The 15,231-nt window shown below is 41.7% G+C and carries 15 protein-coding genes and 3 pseudogenes; 12 read left to right on the forward strand and 6 right to left on the reverse strand.

Features of this window, described 5'->3' with window-relative positions:
- Positions 1-52: 52 nt before the first annotated feature.
- The 5 genes from CKO12_RS13435 to CKO12_RS13455 form a co-directional block, all read right to left on the reverse strand.
- Positions 53-568, reverse strand: coding sequence for a siphovirus Gp157 family protein (locus CKO12_RS13435; protein WP_200155237.1), 516 nt, complete (start codon positions 566-568; stop codon positions 53-55).
- Between the two features lie 9 nt (positions 569-577).
- On the reverse strand, positions 578-832 hold the full coding sequence (locus CKO12_RS13440) for a hypothetical protein (protein ID WP_200155238.1): 255 nt from the start codon (positions 830-832) through the stop codon (positions 578-580).
- A 20-nt stretch (positions 833-852) separates the two neighbouring features.
- Positions 853-1,611: a hypothetical protein gene (locus CKO12_RS13445; protein ID WP_200155239.1), complete on the reverse strand. Its 759-nt coding sequence runs from the start codon at positions 1,609-1,611 to the stop codon at positions 853-855.
- A 399-nt stretch (positions 1,612-2,010) separates the two neighbouring features.
- Entirely contained in the window at positions 2,011-4,689 is a 2,679-nt protein-coding gene (locus CKO12_RS13450) for a YfjI family protein (RefSeq protein WP_200155240.1), read from the reverse strand.
- Positions 4,690-5,097: 408 nt separating this feature from the next.
- The gene (locus CKO12_RS13455; RefSeq protein WP_200155241.1) at positions 5,098-6,693 is read right to left on the reverse strand and encodes a hypothetical protein; all 1,596 of its coding nucleotides are present in this window, start codon (positions 6,691-6,693) and stop codon (positions 5,098-5,100) included.
- 500 nt (positions 6,694-7,193) lie between these two features.
- Here CKO12_RS13455 and CKO12_RS13460 point away from each other — a divergent pair, with 500 nt between their 5' ends.
- Positions 7,194-7,883: a recombinase family protein gene (locus CKO12_RS13460; protein WP_200155242.1), complete on the forward strand. Its 690-nt coding sequence runs from the start codon at positions 7,194-7,196 to the stop codon at positions 7,881-7,883.
- Positions 7,873-8,403, forward strand: a complete 531-nt coding sequence (locus CKO12_RS13465; protein WP_200155243.1) for a hypothetical protein — start codon at positions 7,873-7,875, stop codon at positions 8,401-8,403. The genes CKO12_RS13460 and CKO12_RS13465 overlap by 11 nt, the downstream gene beginning before the upstream one ends.
- A gap of 18 nt (positions 8,404-8,421) precedes the next feature.
- Here CKO12_RS13465 and CKO12_RS13470 read toward each other — a convergent pair whose 3' ends face one another.
- Positions 8,422-8,919: a MarR family transcriptional regulator gene (locus tag CKO12_RS13470; protein ID WP_200155244.1), complete on the reverse strand. Its 498-nt coding sequence runs from the start codon at positions 8,917-8,919 to the stop codon at positions 8,422-8,424.
- 296 nt (positions 8,920-9,215) lie between these two features.
- On the opposite strand from CKO12_RS13470, the pseudogene CKO12_RS15295 reads away from it, so the two are divergent.
- The 10 genes and pseudogenes from CKO12_RS15295 to CKO12_RS13510 form a co-directional block, all read left to right on the forward strand.
- A pseudogene (locus CKO12_RS15295) lies at positions 9,216-9,318 on the forward strand (type I restriction-modification system subunit M N-terminal domain-containing protein); the annotation flags it as partial.
- 1 nt (position 9,319) lies between these two features.
- Positions 9,320-10,530: pseudogene (locus CKO12_RS13475) on the forward strand (HsdM family class I SAM-dependent methyltransferase); the annotation flags it as partial.
- Positions 10,527-11,690, forward strand: coding sequence for a restriction endonuclease subunit S (locus CKO12_RS13480; RefSeq protein WP_200155245.1), 1,164 nt, complete (start codon positions 10,527-10,529; stop codon positions 11,688-11,690). The pseudogene CKO12_RS13475 and the gene CKO12_RS13480, both read left to right, overlap by 4 nt.
- Before the next feature lie 9 nt (positions 11,691-11,699).
- Positions 11,700-11,969 carry a DUF4258 domain-containing protein gene (locus CKO12_RS13485; RefSeq protein WP_200155246.1) on the forward strand — a complete coding sequence of 90 codons (270 nt, stop codon included), beginning with the start codon at positions 11,700-11,702 and terminating at the stop codon, positions 11,967-11,969.
- On the forward strand, positions 11,966-12,199 hold the full coding sequence (locus tag CKO12_RS13490; RefSeq protein WP_200155247.1) for a type II toxin-antitoxin system MqsA family antitoxin: 234 nt from the start codon (positions 11,966-11,968) through the stop codon (positions 12,197-12,199). Before CKO12_RS13485 ends, CKO12_RS13490 begins: the two co-directional genes overlap by 4 nt.
- Before the next feature lie 6 nt (positions 12,200-12,205).
- Complete coding sequence (locus CKO12_RS14755) at positions 12,206-12,376, forward strand: hypothetical protein (RefSeq protein ID WP_207146383.1); 171 nt, start codon at positions 12,206-12,208, stop codon at positions 12,374-12,376.
- Positions 12,330-12,722 (forward strand): annotated as a pseudogene (locus CKO12_RS13495) (type I restriction-modification enzyme R subunit C-terminal domain-containing protein); the annotation flags it as partial. The gene CKO12_RS14755 and the pseudogene CKO12_RS13495, both read left to right, overlap by 47 nt.
- A 62-nt stretch (positions 12,723-12,784) precedes the next feature.
- The gene (locus tag CKO12_RS13500; protein ID WP_200155249.1) at positions 12,785-13,651 is read left to right on the forward strand and encodes a hypothetical protein; all 867 of its coding nucleotides are present in this window, start codon (positions 12,785-12,787) and stop codon (positions 13,649-13,651) included.
- Between the two features lie 374 nt (positions 13,652-14,025).
- Positions 14,026-14,229, forward strand: a complete 204-nt coding sequence (locus CKO12_RS13505; RefSeq protein ID WP_200155250.1) for a hypothetical protein — start codon at positions 14,026-14,028, stop codon at positions 14,227-14,229.
- Between the two features lie 274 nt (positions 14,230-14,503).
- On the forward strand, positions 14,504-14,851 hold the full coding sequence (locus CKO12_RS13510; RefSeq protein ID WP_200155251.1) for a hypothetical protein: 348 nt from the start codon (positions 14,504-14,506) through the stop codon (positions 14,849-14,851).
- The last annotated feature ends 380 nt before the right edge of the window (positions 14,852-15,231 follow it).

Genomic DNA, 15,231 nt, shown 5'->3' on the forward strand with positions numbered 1-15,231 from the left:
ATAAAAAAGGGCTGACAATGCCAGCCCTCAGTGGGTTAAAACCAGTGATGAATTAACGCAAGGTTAAACTCACACCAGTTTCAAGGTGAACTCCGGGAATGGAATCAACTCCTAAACGAAGTTTTTCCTGCATCCAATTCTTGCGAATGTGGGTCAAGGTCTCAACTTCCTTGAATTGATCAGGGATCATTGATTCGTCGTCCACAATGATTCGAGCGGGTGTCTTACGAAGCCGGACAACGATCTGGTTACTCTTCAGTTCAGTCTTGTTGACTTTCTGGAGTTGAGTTATCAGATAATTCCGCAGGAATTCAGAACGGCATTCAAGTTGCTTGCGGCGATTGCGAATGGAAGTCTCTGTCGCTTTAACAGCTTCAGCCTCAAGTTCAGTCTCCCGAACATAGCAAGCCACTGCTAATGCCTTGTCCGTGAATTGTTCATCCAGTTGCAATTGATCCAGTGTGTCTTGCACCAATTGGTGAAGCGTTGCTGGATCATCAACATCAGATTCCATGAGTGACAAAATGTCACGATAATCATCGGCAATCTGGTATAGGGTAATACTCATGTTGTTCTCCTAAAACGCGATGTTGTCTTCAGGGTTCTTGGATGATCCATTGCGAGGTTCATAAGGAAATGCGGAAAGCATTCCATTGAATTCGGGATCAATTGGAAGTGAATCTAAACGGACAGAAATCCGTTCACCGTACTTAGACTCAGGCTCAATCGTCAATCGACCAACCTGAATCCACATCTTCTTTTCAGTGTGGTCTGCTGCCTGATATTTCTTGCCATAAGCAAGGTTAAACACGCGCTTGTTGTCAGTAGTCATTATTCTCTCCAAAGAGTTGATTAAGCTGCAGCAGAAAGTTCTGGCAGTTTCTTCATAACGAAGTCAAACAATGCAACAGGTAATTCATTCAAGGATCGTATTGATCCTAATGATTTAGCTGATGCAATCTTATTGCAGTAGGCAATGAATCGTTCATTGTCCAGATTCAACTTAGTAAGTTGATTGGATAATTCACGATGTTGTTCTTCACTGATGACAAAAGATGAAGTTGAGGGTTTATTCTCATTCATCGTTCTCAGGTTTTTCATATCTTCAAGGTCTTGTGTAAAGACTTCAGATAAACCAGCTAGGCGTAAAACCGCATCACAATGTGCTGATTTCTCAGCCATCTTTAATGCTTTATTCAGGTCACCATAATCTTGTTTAAGACTACGGGCTCCAACTCCATCTGCGAGGGTTTGTCCATGAATGTTTTTCAACTCACAACGTACCATCACATATTCAAAAGTCGAGCCTTGTAATAAGGCTTGTTCTGTTTCCTTCAGTGAAGGAAAGTGAACTGTTATTCCTAACATCCCGCAAATCTTCTCGGCACCGGGTTTGAATAAACTGGGCTTTGAAGGTCCACGTTTAGTTGGAATAGAACCGTAATCGATACCTTCTTTCAAAGATGACCGAATCCAGTTCAGTAACAGTTGTCTGTTCTCACTTCGCCGCGCCAGGTCGTTTTTGAAAACCGTTGTTGGAATATCTAGCGGATTTATTGCTAGATTAGTTGACTCATCATCAATGACGATAGCCATTTCTTGGCTCGACATGTATTGAACTCCATTAAAGAGACAATCAAATCGGCATCCCGTGAAGGACACCGATTTGATCAGGGAAGTATCTGTGCTGACAAAATGCGTGAGCATTAAGGCGGAGGCACAGCACAGATATTGAGGATGGAATTAACCATCCTTAATTTATAATATCTCTATCAATTATTTGAAAACCCATTTCATATGCACATGACATATACAGAGATAATCAATCAGAATTGAATGGATTTGTTACCATAAATAACCAATTCAAAGGCGTGGGTTGGCTTTTGGGGCTTTCGGGTGTGCAGTTTGGAAGGGCGAGGGGATTCAGCCGTTAGGGTGGTGGGCACTGGCAGGGACGGGCGGCAAGGTAAAAAAAAGCCCCCAGTGAAGGGGGCTGATATAAAAGATGATTTAGAACAATGTAGAACTTAACATTTCAAGGAACTCGGAATCAGGTTCTGAATCAAGTTCGGGATCATTGTAATTACTGTTCATGGATACTTTAAGTAAATGTTCTCTTAATGCTTCTAATTTAGGGCGGGCTGGTTGCACAGCCTGCTCTATTGGACAATCATAAGCAGCAGGATTGATTTGAATCTTTTTAGCTGGGCGTCCACCAGTTCCAACTTCAACGACTTTTAACCAGTTTAATTCCTCAAGTTTTTTGAGTGCATTTGAAATAAGAGATTTTTTATTTAAGTGTTTCCAGTTCTTCTTAAGCAGTTCGGCAACAGTCATATCATCAATTTCATGTTCTTTAATCTCTCTTAATAAAGCAAGGGCTGATACATTCTGTTGACCTTGTTGATCCACTCCATAAATCTTACGCGCATGTGATTCCAGATATTCACAAGTGGCAATGGCACGCAAGAGACAAGTTTGTGAAATCACCTGAGCACGATCATCTACAATGAATTGAAACAGCAAAGCCATTTTTGGGCATAGAGAAGTATATTTATTTAGATGATCAATAAATGAGCGAACTTTTTGCTCGTCGTTACTCATATTAAGGACACGGTTCTTCAGTGCAACAACCCATTCCTGAAATGTGATTTGAGCTTCCGGTGAGAAGTGAAGACCAAAAATATCATTCGGGTACCAATGCAATGGTGGTTTATAATGATCTAAACGATTAAATACCTTAGCCACTTCATCCAGGAGTGTAGGACTAATTAAATTATCAACCCAGTTAAATGTTGACATAGGGTCAGGATAAACAGCGAATTGAAACCTTTGAACTAATCCATCGGCACTGCTACCAATATAACCTACGTACACTTCTGGTTGAATAGTTCCTAATAAAGAAATACACAACTTCTTGATTACATTTGAGCCACGACCAATGCGATCAATATGCTTATTAACTGATTTTCCATTCCACGCTTCAATGATACTTTTACGACTATCTTCCCGCCCTGGCTTCTTAAAACTATCAAGTGTCGTAGCTAACTCATCGTTGTAATACAGGACTCCTTGCGGGTTTTCCATACAGATTTCAAAAATCTTTTCAATGGTACTATCATTGACAATATAACGTTTTTGATCTGGCTTTTTTGGTTCCTGGGTTACCAGTAAATCAATCTTAGCTTTTTCTGTTGCAGCAGTGTTAAGATCACCTTTCTTCATTGCAGCTTTATGATTTTCCTTTGCAGCAATCAATGAGCTTTCATGAGTGATTTTATTTGAATTGTATTGTTTTTCCATTGGTTTATACTTCACATCTTCCTGATCCTGTAATGGATGAATAAAACTTACAGCATCTGCTACAGGACTAGATTTATTGCTTCCGGGATTGGCAATAACTACTCCCCATAAGTGTGGATATTCATACCACTTATCCTTTTTCTTGGGGAAAACAGCGACCTTAGTTCCGAGTACAGTACTCAACGCGACAATAATACCCGCCATTGCAAAGTCAGGTGGAGTGCTGTAATTGGCTGATGCTTCCGTCACCCATTGCGAGATTGGATCGGGTAATAACTCAGGTTCAAATGTAGCAACTTTTTCTACGCTTAATGGTTGTGGTGTTTTCCAAGTGGGTTCATCGGTCTTTTCATACAGTGCCTTAAACTCTGCCCAATGGTTATTGTTGCAACTGGTTACAAAACAGGCGTAATCAATTCCACCATTAGGGAAGATCGTAATATGCCCTTTCTTCTTATGTTCAGGATTGAATGGACAATCTAAGGTATAAACCAGCCGTCCATCTGTTTCATGTTTCTCAGTTCCAATCAGTTCAGGAAGATATTGTTTAATCCATGCTTTACGGCGCTCAATTGCCTGTAGGTCAGGTTCTTTATTCTGATCAAGTGTTGTAAATTCTTTGGTTATAACATGAGGTGACAACTGTTGATTGATAGCTTCAATTTGCATTGCATTGATTCCATTCGTGACTGTACTGGGTGACATGAGCAGTTCTGACATGCGCCATAAACTCGGATCACTACCTTTACAGGCACGAGTTCCGGGAATCTTGGTGATGCGTGGCAGGTCATACACAACAACATCAATCGTTGCACCTTGCTCTTTAGGATCAGGAGTGAACTTATCCTTTAACCATTTCAATAATTTTTTATATGGAGTTGAATCAAGAATGCTGTCATTATCAAGTGGATAATACAAATGAAATCCATTGCCACTATCAAGCCCAATTGCATTTGACCAACCTTCGTCAGACAACCATTGATGAACTGTTTTGACAACATTGCCTGCCTTCTCTTTCTGTTCTTCAGTGGCACTGGTTTTAGATGGACGTTCTGCATCAATGTCGATCATTAAAAACTTGCGTTGAAGAATGTCTTTACTTCCTGCACTTCCATTGCCAGAACTCAGTTGATTCAACATTGCGTTCTGTACGAGAGCACATTCTGGATTCAGTGGGTTCAAGGTATGGAAAAAGCCCTTTGCTTGACTAATCCTTTGCAGTTGTTCTGGCACAAGCCGCGGATCATTGAAGATGCCAGAAACAATGCCGTGATAACCTTCATCTAATGTTGCTTCTAAAATGCGGATTTCAAAAAAGGTGTTAATAGGATGGAATAACAATAATCCTTTAACTACTTTATCGGGTTCATATAATTCAATGTTCATAATAATAAAAATACCATAATAAAATGATGACAAACCATTAACTAAGAATGGTACTAACTGAATTCTAGCTGATTAAAAAGGCTAGAGATTCTAGTTGTTTATATCTATATGAACCTTAAGCTGGACTAATACCATAGAATATCCATTGATATTCATGTTTTTGTTATTGATACGAGACAGTGGGAGTGGAGTGGATGGAATTGGGCGGACGGCGGAAGGGCTTGGGGCTTGGCAGAGGCAGAACTGCACACCCAAAAGCCCCAAAAGGGTAGGGGTTGGGTAGGGTTTGGTGCGGAGGGGTGAAAAGGCTTTCGGGGGTTTTGGCAGTGCCGATCAGCGATGACCGGCTTAGGGAATGGCAGGGATTCATAGATTCATGGATCCATCCTTGGATCACAGATACTTAGATTAGTTGGATGCTAATCCAATGGCTTGCTTGGATAGATCATTAACCAGTTGTAGGAGCTCTTCTGATTCAGTAGCGTCATAGATGATTTCATGAATGTCTTCACTTGCTTCCGAGCTAATCGGGCGTTTCCATTCCAACGTCATGCCCAGCTTCTCTTCAATGATCTGTTTACAGTCATCAATAGGTGGAAAGATATGGCAAGTGCGATTCTTAAAGTCAAGATGGTTTGGTTCAGACCCTTTAATCTTGCTAGTGCCTAATGGCAGCCAGCGGTTCAGTTCCCGTCCAAACACAATTTGGTTGACTTTGATTGTTGCTCCTTTCTGTGCCTGTTCAAAGTGATACCAAAGCTCTGACTTAATGATCTTCCGGTCATTGTTGATAAGGCGATTCAACACAGTTGAGTCATCTAACAAGTCCACTAAAAAGCGTAGTACTGGATTGGTTTCTAATTCCCGTTGCCCATTGGCGACAGAAGGAATCCCCTTTGCCCAGTTCATCTCGGCATTAGCGCATTGGTACAAATAGTTGAGGAAACTTTGTGCTGCAGTATCGTTGAAGGTTGTCGGTTCAATGTGATCCACGTTGAGGAGGGTAAATACATTCTTCAAGCGTTTCGGTATCTCATAACCCACTTCACTTAGGAGAATGACTTGGGTGTAGTTTGGAACCTGCACCTGTTTACTAATTCCACGCATGGTCAGTTCACTGTGTGTAATCCATTCTAACAGTGCCTTTTCACCAGCCTTCTCTGCCAACGTTAAGGTGCGACTCGAGATGATGACCAACGTAGGACGACTCAGACGGGTATACACCCAATTCAACTGATCGGGATGGGTGATAACAAGGCATCTCGAGCCGAAGATTTGCCGCAACAACGTGATGAATAGATTAGTGAATACGGTCTCGGCACCAGTTAACTCAATTCCCATTCCAATCCCAGCGGCGCGGGGATAGGCAGCATGAGCGAGAAACTGCATGAAGAAGTCGAATGCTTGAAAGCCGTTGGCTTCTAACGCTTCACGGAAAGGTTTGATGATGGTGTCATCGGAAATGTCAGATGGTTTAATCAGTAACGGGAGTAACAGGTTCAGCTCATCTTTGGAAACATCTTGGTCATCACGACGCACCACAAGGTTTCTGATCTCACGTTGTGCCGATTGTTGAAACAGATCAAAGATGTTGAGACGACAGGGCTTGTCTTCTTTCAGGAGTTGGAAATTGATGGTGAGGTGCGGATACAGCTTCTTGATTTCATCCAGATCAACCACTGCACAACCCAGTGGATACCCTTGTGAATCAACAGCTTGACGATCTAAAACGACGTATTTCCCATCGATCAATGCAAACACATAACGCACCAGAAACTCTTTCATGCCTCTCGAGATGAGCTGTTTGCCAATTGATTCACCGACAACCAAGCGTTGCAGATACTTGTCGTTAGCGTGCTTCTGTTCGATTTCCACTTGCAAGTTGGTTGCTGCTTTCAGGAAAGGAACTGCAGGGTCAACGGGTTGGGAAGGAATAACTGGAGCTGGTGGCGTTTTGTAAGTGATAGTGGGTTGAGTTGAGTTTGCTGACGATTCAGTAGACATAAAAACCCCTTAAATTTAAGTAGTTAAGAGCAACTTGTTGTTAAAGATCAATACAACCTTGAAGGGTTGGGCACTGCATTAAACGTGATAACTATGAAGCAGGTTCTCACTACATCCTTGTCATAACATCCGTGAATCTATGAATACGGTCTTGCACGATCTAATGTCATCTAAGAACTACGCTGGTCTAGCCCTTCCTTGAACCGGAACGTGAACATAGGTGGTGTTTTTCTCTTTTCAAGTGCTGCTGACAAAAAACTTTGCGATACCAAGACATCGGAACACCTCATCGCTTGCCTCCACACTGTTCTGTTGGTCAACGCACGGGCGTACTTCGACATCACCCTTTCCTCATTCCCGCTTAATACATCATCTTTTACTCATCCAATAACCATCATTATATTCATCATCATTGATGACTTGTGTCAGTTAAAAATCATTTGATAAATTACCAGATAATTCTTATTATGTGACGTATGAAGTTATCTGATAACTGTACAATGCCAACAAAAACAATTGCATATCTGCGAACGTCGACCGGGTGGCAGGAGTTCGGGATTGCTACCCAACTAGATCAATGCCGTACCTTTACTGACAGGATCGATGCAGTATTTAGTGATGAAGGAATTAGTGGAACTGTATCCCTTCATAAACGTCCCGGGCTATTAGCAGCACTTGATTCATTGCAGAACGGAGATGTGTTGCTAGTTGCCCGAAGGGATCGTCTGTGTCGGGGTGATCCCGTTTTGATAGCGATGATCGAGCGGCTGGTTGAGAAGCGCGGAGCAAGGATCATCAGTGTTGCGGGAGAAGGTACTGAAGGGGATGACCCGACCAACCGCTTGATGAGACGGATTGTCGATGCCTTTGCCGAGTATGAAATTCTGTTAGTGAAAGCCCGTACCACAGCGGCATTGCAAGCAAAGAAATCACGAGGAGAACGTACTGGAACTGTTCCTTATGGATACAAACTGCATCCAATGAATCCTAAAGAATTAGTGATTGATGAGATTGAACAACAGATTATTGTATTGATTAAAACACTTCGGGAAACCGGACAATCATTACAGAAGATTGCGGATGAATTGACTGCTCAAGGATACAAGCCACGAGGCAAGAATTGGCATCGTCAGACCATTAAGAACATTCTCAATTTCACCCATTCTGAGCGATTCAAACATGACCAATAGACAACAAACCAATAACCGTATTCAACAGCAACGCTTGCGTGATCGGCGGAAAGAAGAGGGTTGGAAGCGAGTGACTGTTTGGGTGTCGCCGGAAGTCGCAACTTGTCTACAAGCCATTGATCCTAATCTAGGAACAGCAATTTATGAGGTGATCAATAAATTATCTGATAACTGTCAACAAGAATTGCCTGTCCATCACGATCAATTGCCTGATATTGACGACAATAAATTATCTGATAATTTAGTTGAGCCTGTTGTTACCACAGATAACCCTGTTGATTCCGTTAATGATTTTGATCTGAGTGCGTCTAAGCAACGGGTTCGGAAGAGTACTGTTAAGTACCACGACAAGATCAAGCTGATGGCATGGAAGCTGCGCTGCGAGGGTTTAACACGGGCACAGATAGCCGATGCAATTCAATTAGAATTGGGTGAACCTTTACCAAGGTCGTTTATGAGTCACATCAATCGACTTATTAAGGCAGGGCAACAATTAGCGGAGGGTGATTGTGAAAGGTGAAAGATAGTGGGAATTCACTTAATCTTCATCAGGTGAAGTTGTTATGACATTCGTCTTTTTAATGCGTTCTGTTATTTGAATAATAGTTGATTTTTCTTTGTCTTTTATATGCTTCTTCAAATTCGAGGCTTTCCCTTTCCATCCCATTTTATAGTTCAAACGGTAACCATTGATATTGTTTTGAGTGATCTTTTCAATAATATCTAATTCAACTAAACGCTTAAATGCTTTGCTTACATTAGATGGTTTCATTCCTAATGTTTCAGCAATATGTACTTGTTTTACATGAATAAAGTTCTCAAAATCCACTTTACCAATGACCATCATCAAAACCCGCCAACTTTCAATAGTCAGCACATTTTCAATTGCCAATTGTTGCAGCTTTTCTTGAAACATCATAATGAATGAATCCTTAATTTTTTGCCTGTGCGGTACATAAACATAAAAACCTTGGTGCAGCGTGTCTTCATGCTGGGTTTCAGGTGGTTTCCCTTGCGCTTGAATGTCGATAGTCATGCCGAGTCGTCGCTGTTCAAACCTAAATTGTTATGTTATAACATAACTTTGATATGTCATTACATAACTTTTACAGATTTCAGACCAGCAACGGCGCGGCTTTCAAGGCTGCTTCTTCTGTGTCTGTTGATGTGCCAAACTTTGATCCGCCCTCGATGTCGGATCATGTCATCAGTCTGGTCAGATTGCAGCAGTTGGCAGGCGAGTTGGTGCAAGATGTGCGGACAACTGGCTGCCGATCTCGTACAGTGAACAGCATTGCCCTTCCCCCGGTCTATTCAACGGTCACTACAACGATGTTTGAGCAAGCCTTTAAGTCCATTGATGACATTCTCAGGAAAGAAGCCGGTTGCACCACTGAGCTTGATTATACTGAACAAACTTCATGGTTATTGTTTTNATCTGGCATTGAATGGCGATGATTTGCGTGAATTTGTGGATAATGAATTGTTTCCCTATTTGCGTGGATTCAAACAACGTGCCAGTGGTGCAGATACGCTTGAATATAAAATTGGGCAGATTTTCGCAGAGATTAAAAACAAGATTCACAGCGGCTATAACTTACGGGAAATCATTGATCGCATTGATGAATTGCGTTTCCGGTCGCAGACAGAAAAGCATGAACTCTCGCACCTGTATGAAGCCAAGATCAAAAACATGGGCAACGCTGGACGCAATGGTGGGGAATACTACACGCCGCGTCCTTTGATTCGGGCAATGGTGCAGGTGGTGAATCCTCAAATTAACGAACGCATTTATGATGGTGCAGTTGGTTCAGCGGGTTTTCTGTGCGAAGCCTTTGATTTTCTTAGGAAACAGCCCAATCTGACTACCGAACATTTAACAATTCTGCAAGAGCGTACCTTTTACGGCAAAGAGAAAAAGTCATTGGCTTATGTCATTGCCATTATGAATATGATTCTGCATGGCATTGATGCGCCTAACATTCTACACACCAATACTCTTTCTGAGAATCTCGCTGATATTCAAGAGAAAGATCGGTTTGATGTCATTCTGGCTAATCCACCGTTTGGCGGCAAGGAACGCAAAGAAGTACAGCAAAACTTCCCGATTCGTACTGGTGAAACGGCGTTTTTATTCCTGCAACATTTCATTAAAATGCTACGGGTTGGCGGTCGTGCGGGAGTGGTGATTAAAAATACTTTTCTATCAAATACCGATAATGCTTCTGTGAGTTTGCGTAAGTTGTTATTGGAATCATGCAATTTGCATACTGTCCTTGATTGTCCCGGTGGTACCTTTCAAGGTGCGGGTGTTAAAACGGTGGTGCTGTTCTTTGAGAAAGGTACTGCAACGCGCCAAGTGTGGTATTACCAGCTTGATCCGGGACGGAATCTCGGTAAAACAAATCCATTGAATGACGATGATCTGAAAGCGTTTGTCGAATTGCAAAAGACTCAAGCGGATTCATTGCAAAGCTGGAGCGTGGATGTTTCCGGTATTGATTCCAGCACCTATGATTTATCAGTGAAGAATCCTAATGGTGGCGAGGCAATCATTCATCGTAGTCCGGTCGATATTATGGATGAGATAATTGCATTGGATGCGGAAAGTGCAGAAGTGTTAGCGAATATCAGGACGTTGCTATGAAGGCTGGATGGAACTTAAAACGGCTTGGTGATCTGACCGCGTTGGTGACTAAAGGGACGACACCAACCTCTATCGGTCATTCATTTACCAAAGAGGGAATCAACTTCATAAAGATTGAATCGATTTCATCGACGGGGCAGTTTATCGAGGAGAAGTTTGCCCATGTTTCAGCAGACTGTCACACGGTCTTGAAGCGCTCCCAACTTCAATCTGGCGACATTCTTTTTTCAATTGCGGGCGCTCTTGGTCGCACTGCGTTTGTGACCGATGACATTCTTCCAGCAAATACAAACCAGGCTCTGTCAATTATTCGGCTAAAGCATGACCCTAATCTATCTCCGGAATTTGTTCGCAAGGCGCTTGAAACTGGTTTTGTTCTTGAACAAGTGGAAAAAGTTAAGGGCGGTGTAGCGCAGCAAAACCTATCATTGGCGCAAGTCAATAATTTCAATATCCCTATTCCACCAATCCACGAACAACGCCGTATCGTTACCATTCTTGACCAAGCCTTTGCTGGTATCGCCACCGCCAAAGCGAATGCCGAACAGAACCTTAAAAATGCCCGCGCTTTATTTGAAAGTCATCTACAATCTGTTTTCACTGAACGGGGTGAGGGGTGGGCGGTCACCACGCTCGATAAAATATCTACCAATCTCGACAGCGAGCGAATCCCGATCACTAAAAGCGTTCGAGATAGTGGCGAATATCCATACTACGGAGCATCAGGCATTGTCGATTACGTCGCTGATTACATCTTTGATTGTGATGCGCTCTTAATCTCGGAAGATGGGGCGAACCTATTAGCGCGATCCACACCAATAGCGTTTTCAGTGTCTGGAAAGTATTGGGTAAATAATCATGCACATATCCTCAAGTTCGGGGACATGGCGACTCAACGATTTGTTGAGTTCTATCTAGCAAGCATTCGACTTGACGAATATATTACTGGTGCAGCCCAGCCGAAGTTAAACCAGAAAGCTATGAATTCGATTCCTATTCCTATCCCAACTGCGGTAGACGAGAGGGCGGAAATTATTGGACAGATCGAGTTATTACAAAATGAAACCCAACACCTCGAATCCATTTATCAACGCAAACTCGCCGCACTTGATGACTTGAAAAAATCCCTCTTAAATCAAGCCTTTAGTGGTCAATTGTGAAAGAAAACGATGCAAATCATTTGGAGAAAACATGTTCAAATTCGTATGATGGAGCGTATGATTTCACGCGAAGCGATATTAACAACTTTAATACAAGGTGAAATCATCAGCGAATATCCAGATGATACGCCATGCCCAAGTCGGCTTTTATTACACTGGGTGAATGGACAACCGCTCCATGTCGTTGCTGCAACCTGTCAAGAAACAACCGTTATCATTACCGCGTATTATCCCGATCCGGCAATGTGGGATAGTGACTTTCGGAGAAAACGCAAATGAAATGCGCAATCTGCAAGCAAGGCGACTTATTGGCAAAACATACTGAAGTTGTGTTTCATAAAAACGGTCAAACAATACTCATCAAAGATGTGCCAGCTTTAATTTGTAATAGTTGCGGAGAAGAGTATTTCGATGATGACACATCACAACGATTGTTATGGTTTACAGAACAAACTGATCCATTTCTTCCTCAAGAGATTGTGATCGAACAATATCAAGCCGTGGCGTAGTCGTTAATGAATGAAGCTGAAACCCGCGCTGATTATATTGATCCTGCATTAAAAGCAGCGGGTTGGAGTGTTATTCCAGATAGTCGCATCCGGCGTGAATATCCAATCACACTCGGACGTTTACAAGGCACAGTTTCTGGAAGTGTTATTCGGTACACTGCCCGTCTTCTTCAATGATGAAACCCAGTTACGCACTTTGTGGAGCACACCAGATACACGCCGTAAGCTATTAGATGGACTTGCTGAGAAAGGGTTTGGTAAAGAGCAACTGTTTGAAATGCAACAACTTATCAACGCGGAGAAGAGCGATTTATTTGATGTGTTGGCGCATGTCGCGTATGCTACTCAACCGCTCACCCCAGAAGAGCGCGTCGGGCGGGCAATGGCACAGATCGGCGCGATCTTTAATAGTCAACAACAGGTTTTTCTTGATTTCGTGTTGTCGCATTATGTAGATTTAGGCGTTGATGAATGGATTAAAGATTGGTCGCATCCTTCATTAAACCATTTATGGAAAAAATAATGAGAGCTACGTTGATCGCCTTATTTATTTGTTTTTTGAGTGCATGTGTAAGAGAGAAAATTATGTTTGAACATTTTATGTTAGATTTGGCTCAGAATGAATATCGTCAACAATGTTTTGGTTTAGATACGTTTGGCTGCCAAAATATGAAGATTAATTTTCAGGTTAAATTAGCAGAATTTGAAGCGAATGTTTTAAGAGAAGGTGAAGAAAAGTATATTTCTGTTTGCGGTAAAAAAAGTTATGATGAGGTAATGAATATGATATTAGAATGGGTCTCTATTCTTGAAGAAAAAAGACCCAACTTCTTCCTTAGATTTTTTATGTCTGATAGGCAAGGATCACCTTCAGATATTCCAGATTTCACTGATTTAGACTATGCGCAATTAGTGGAAAAAAGTTGTCCTCAGATTAACCTTACTGGTGAAGGGAAAGAACCAGCTACAAACATTGTCGAAAAAGACGATGAACTTAGTAAAAAGACTGATGTCGTCAATATAAAAACTGAAGAAAACCAGCTTAGTCAAGATACTGGTAAAGCGCAAGAATTGCATCGTCAAGAAACCTTACAAACGGAGGCTTTGCGATCAGCAGAGATCGAGCAGCAACAGAATAATGAACGCAAAACTGCGGCATTGATAACTGTGCAGCAATATTTCGATGCCGTAAACCAACACCAGATCAGCACTGCTGTGCAAATTTTAGAGAACGCAACTTCAAAAACATGGACGCTGCTAGAAAATACCGAATGGCTAGATTTAAAGGAATTGGTATTGTTGAGCATTACTAAAGATGAAGCAACACTGAACGTTAGTTTTGAAGGGAAATCGAAAAAAAGTCGAGCGCAAAAGTATCAAGGGATCATTCCACTGCGATGGAATGGCAACCGTTGGCAAATTGTGACACTGAATCAGTTGGTCAAGCAATAAAACCTTTTATATTAAATTGTTTAGGTGCATAGAGTGACTGTTTTCTGGAACGATGTTTAGATAGATGATGTAATGAAAGTTTTTAAAATCGAAAGAACGCTATTCCGACATGGCGTGATCGGTTCTATTATCATTTATTTTTTTGAGAAGCATCTCTGGCTGTTGTTCAAAAGTAGTTTCTGACATTCGAGCGTAATCCCGGCTAAAAAACACTTGACACGGTTGTCGAGATGAGATTATAAATCACTTGCGTCAGTGCCAACAGTTCTCAATGTTAAATTAGTGGATACCTGATTTATTTAATGGCTGAATTTTACTATAGTGAAAGCGTTGCTAATCTTCGGTAGTGCTTATTGATTTTGGAGAGTTTAGAAATGAAAGCACTAAAAAACATATTCATTAGCTTTATTTTTGTTACTGCTTGTGCCAATGTGTTGGCAGCTCAAGGTCGATGGACAGAAGGATTCGGGCAGGGAAACCTAGAGTATTTTATTGACCAAGATGGCTTCCGCCTTTACATCGGTTGCCCCACGGAAGCCGGAAGTGCAGACTCCCAATCGAGTGTCTCATTCAATTGAGCAACGATAAAGATATTCAGAACTTTACTATCGACGTAAATGGTATTTCTTACGATGGACCATTTAGTACTGATAGTCGTGTTGGAGAAAGCAACTTCCTTTCACTCTTGGAAAATCTGCGCAAGGGAAATGCTATCGTTAAGTTCGGAGGGAAGTCGATAAAGTTCCCGAAGAGTAATGCAGCAAAAATTATTCCTGTTTATGGGAAGAAGTTTAGTTGCAACATGTCGGTTTAAGTAATCTTGCTGATTGCACAGCGTCTGAGAATAGAATTATGAAAAAGACCCTTTATGTACTGTTAGCTTCTTTGAGCGTGTTATTTTTCACCGCAGCTAATGCAAAAGATCAAGTTATTGAAGGGGTTATATCGGAATACATATGTGGAGATCGTTGTGGATTAACGATTGTAGATGCCCAGGGCGGAGAACATAATGCCTTGTGTGCTGCGCCTTTATGTGAGAAATTTGATGAAAGTGATATGTCTAAATTCAAGGGTAGAAAAGTGAAAGCAACTATTGGATCAGTAGAGATGTGTGTTGACGGGCAGAGTGTTGGATTGGAAGAATCATGTCAAGGTAGTGATAAGATGGTTGCATTCACAAAAATTATCTTATTAAAGTAATAGTATAAAACTATGAAACAGGTATTTAATTACACACGTCAAAAAGCCGATTCAACAATAGAATCGGCTTTTTAACAATCATTTTCGGCTAAACCACCTAACCCTGCAAAAGTTTCTGGTTTCGCCTTCACTGTACGCAATCATCAGACGACGCTGGCTAACTAAGAACTAAAGAGACGCTTGACAAACTGAACCGATTAACCGGTTCCACATTGATCAGGCGCTAATGATTCAGAAGCTAGTGAGACGCTGACAAGGCTCAAGTTTACACGAACTGCACTAAGTGACAAGAGCCTCAGTGATTGCGTCAAGGAAGCCCACATGGCACTTGGCATAGCACACATACTGAAAACCAACGATTTCCTCAACACTGAATGCGT

This window comes from Chromatium okenii, assembly GCF_016583745.1.
In the GTDB taxonomy this organism is placed as follows: domain Bacteria; phylum Pseudomonadota; class Gammaproteobacteria; order Chromatiales; family Chromatiaceae; genus Chromatium; species Chromatium okenii.

What these genes read in the sequence shown, in the direction of transcription:
- CKO12_RS13435 (WP_200155237.1), bottom strand. Translation starts at nt 568, where the DNA reads ATGAGTATTACCCTATACCAGATTGCCGATGATTATCGTGACATTTTG.
- CKO12_RS13440 (WP_200155238.1), bottom strand. Translation starts at nt 832, where the DNA reads ATGACTACTGACAACAAGCGCGTGTTTAACCTTGCTTATGGCAAGAAA.
- CKO12_RS13445 (WP_200155239.1), bottom strand. Translation starts at nt 1,611, where the DNA reads ATGTCGAGCCAAGAAATGGCTATCGTCATTGATGATGAGTCAACTAAT.
- CKO12_RS13450 (WP_200155240.1), bottom strand. Translation starts at nt 4,689, where the DNA reads ATGAACATTGAATTATATGAACCCGATAAAGTAGTTAAAGGATTATTG.
- CKO12_RS13455 (WP_200155241.1), bottom strand. Translation starts at nt 6,693, where the DNA reads ATGTCTACTGAATCGTCAGCAAACTCAACTCAACCCACTATCACTTAC.
- CKO12_RS13460 (WP_200155242.1), top strand. Translation starts at nt 7,194, where the DNA reads ATGCCAACAAAAACAATTGCATATCTGCGAACGTCGACCGGGTGGCAG.
- CKO12_RS13465 (WP_200155243.1), top strand. Translation starts at nt 7,873, where the DNA reads ATGACCAATAGACAACAAACCAATAACCGTATTCAACAGCAACGCTTG.
- CKO12_RS13470 (WP_200155244.1), bottom strand. Translation starts at nt 8,919, where the DNA reads ATGACTATCGACATTCAAGCGCAAGGGAAACCACCTGAAACCCAGCAT.
- CKO12_RS13480 (WP_200155245.1), top strand. Translation starts at nt 10,527, where the DNA reads ATGAAGGCTGGATGGAACTTAAAACGGCTTGGTGATCTGACCGCGTTG.
- CKO12_RS13485 (WP_200155246.1), top strand. Translation starts at nt 11,700, where the DNA reads ATGCAAATCATTTGGAGAAAACATGTTCAAATTCGTATGATGGAGCGT.
- CKO12_RS13490 (WP_200155247.1), top strand. Translation starts at nt 11,966, where the DNA reads ATGAAATGCGCAATCTGCAAGCAAGGCGACTTATTGGCAAAACATACT.
- CKO12_RS14755 (WP_207146383.1), top strand. Translation starts at nt 12,206, where the DNA reads ATGAATGAAGCTGAAACCCGCGCTGATTATATTGATCCTGCATTAAAA.
- CKO12_RS13500 (WP_200155249.1), top strand. Translation starts at nt 12,785, where the DNA reads ATGTTTGAACATTTTATGTTAGATTTGGCTCAGAATGAATATCGTCAA.
- CKO12_RS13505 (WP_200155250.1), top strand. Translation starts at nt 14,026, where the DNA reads ATGAAAGCACTAAAAAACATATTCATTAGCTTTATTTTTGTTACTGCT.
- CKO12_RS13510 (WP_200155251.1), top strand. Translation starts at nt 14,504, where the DNA reads ATGAAAAAGACCCTTTATGTACTGTTAGCTTCTTTGAGCGTGTTATTT.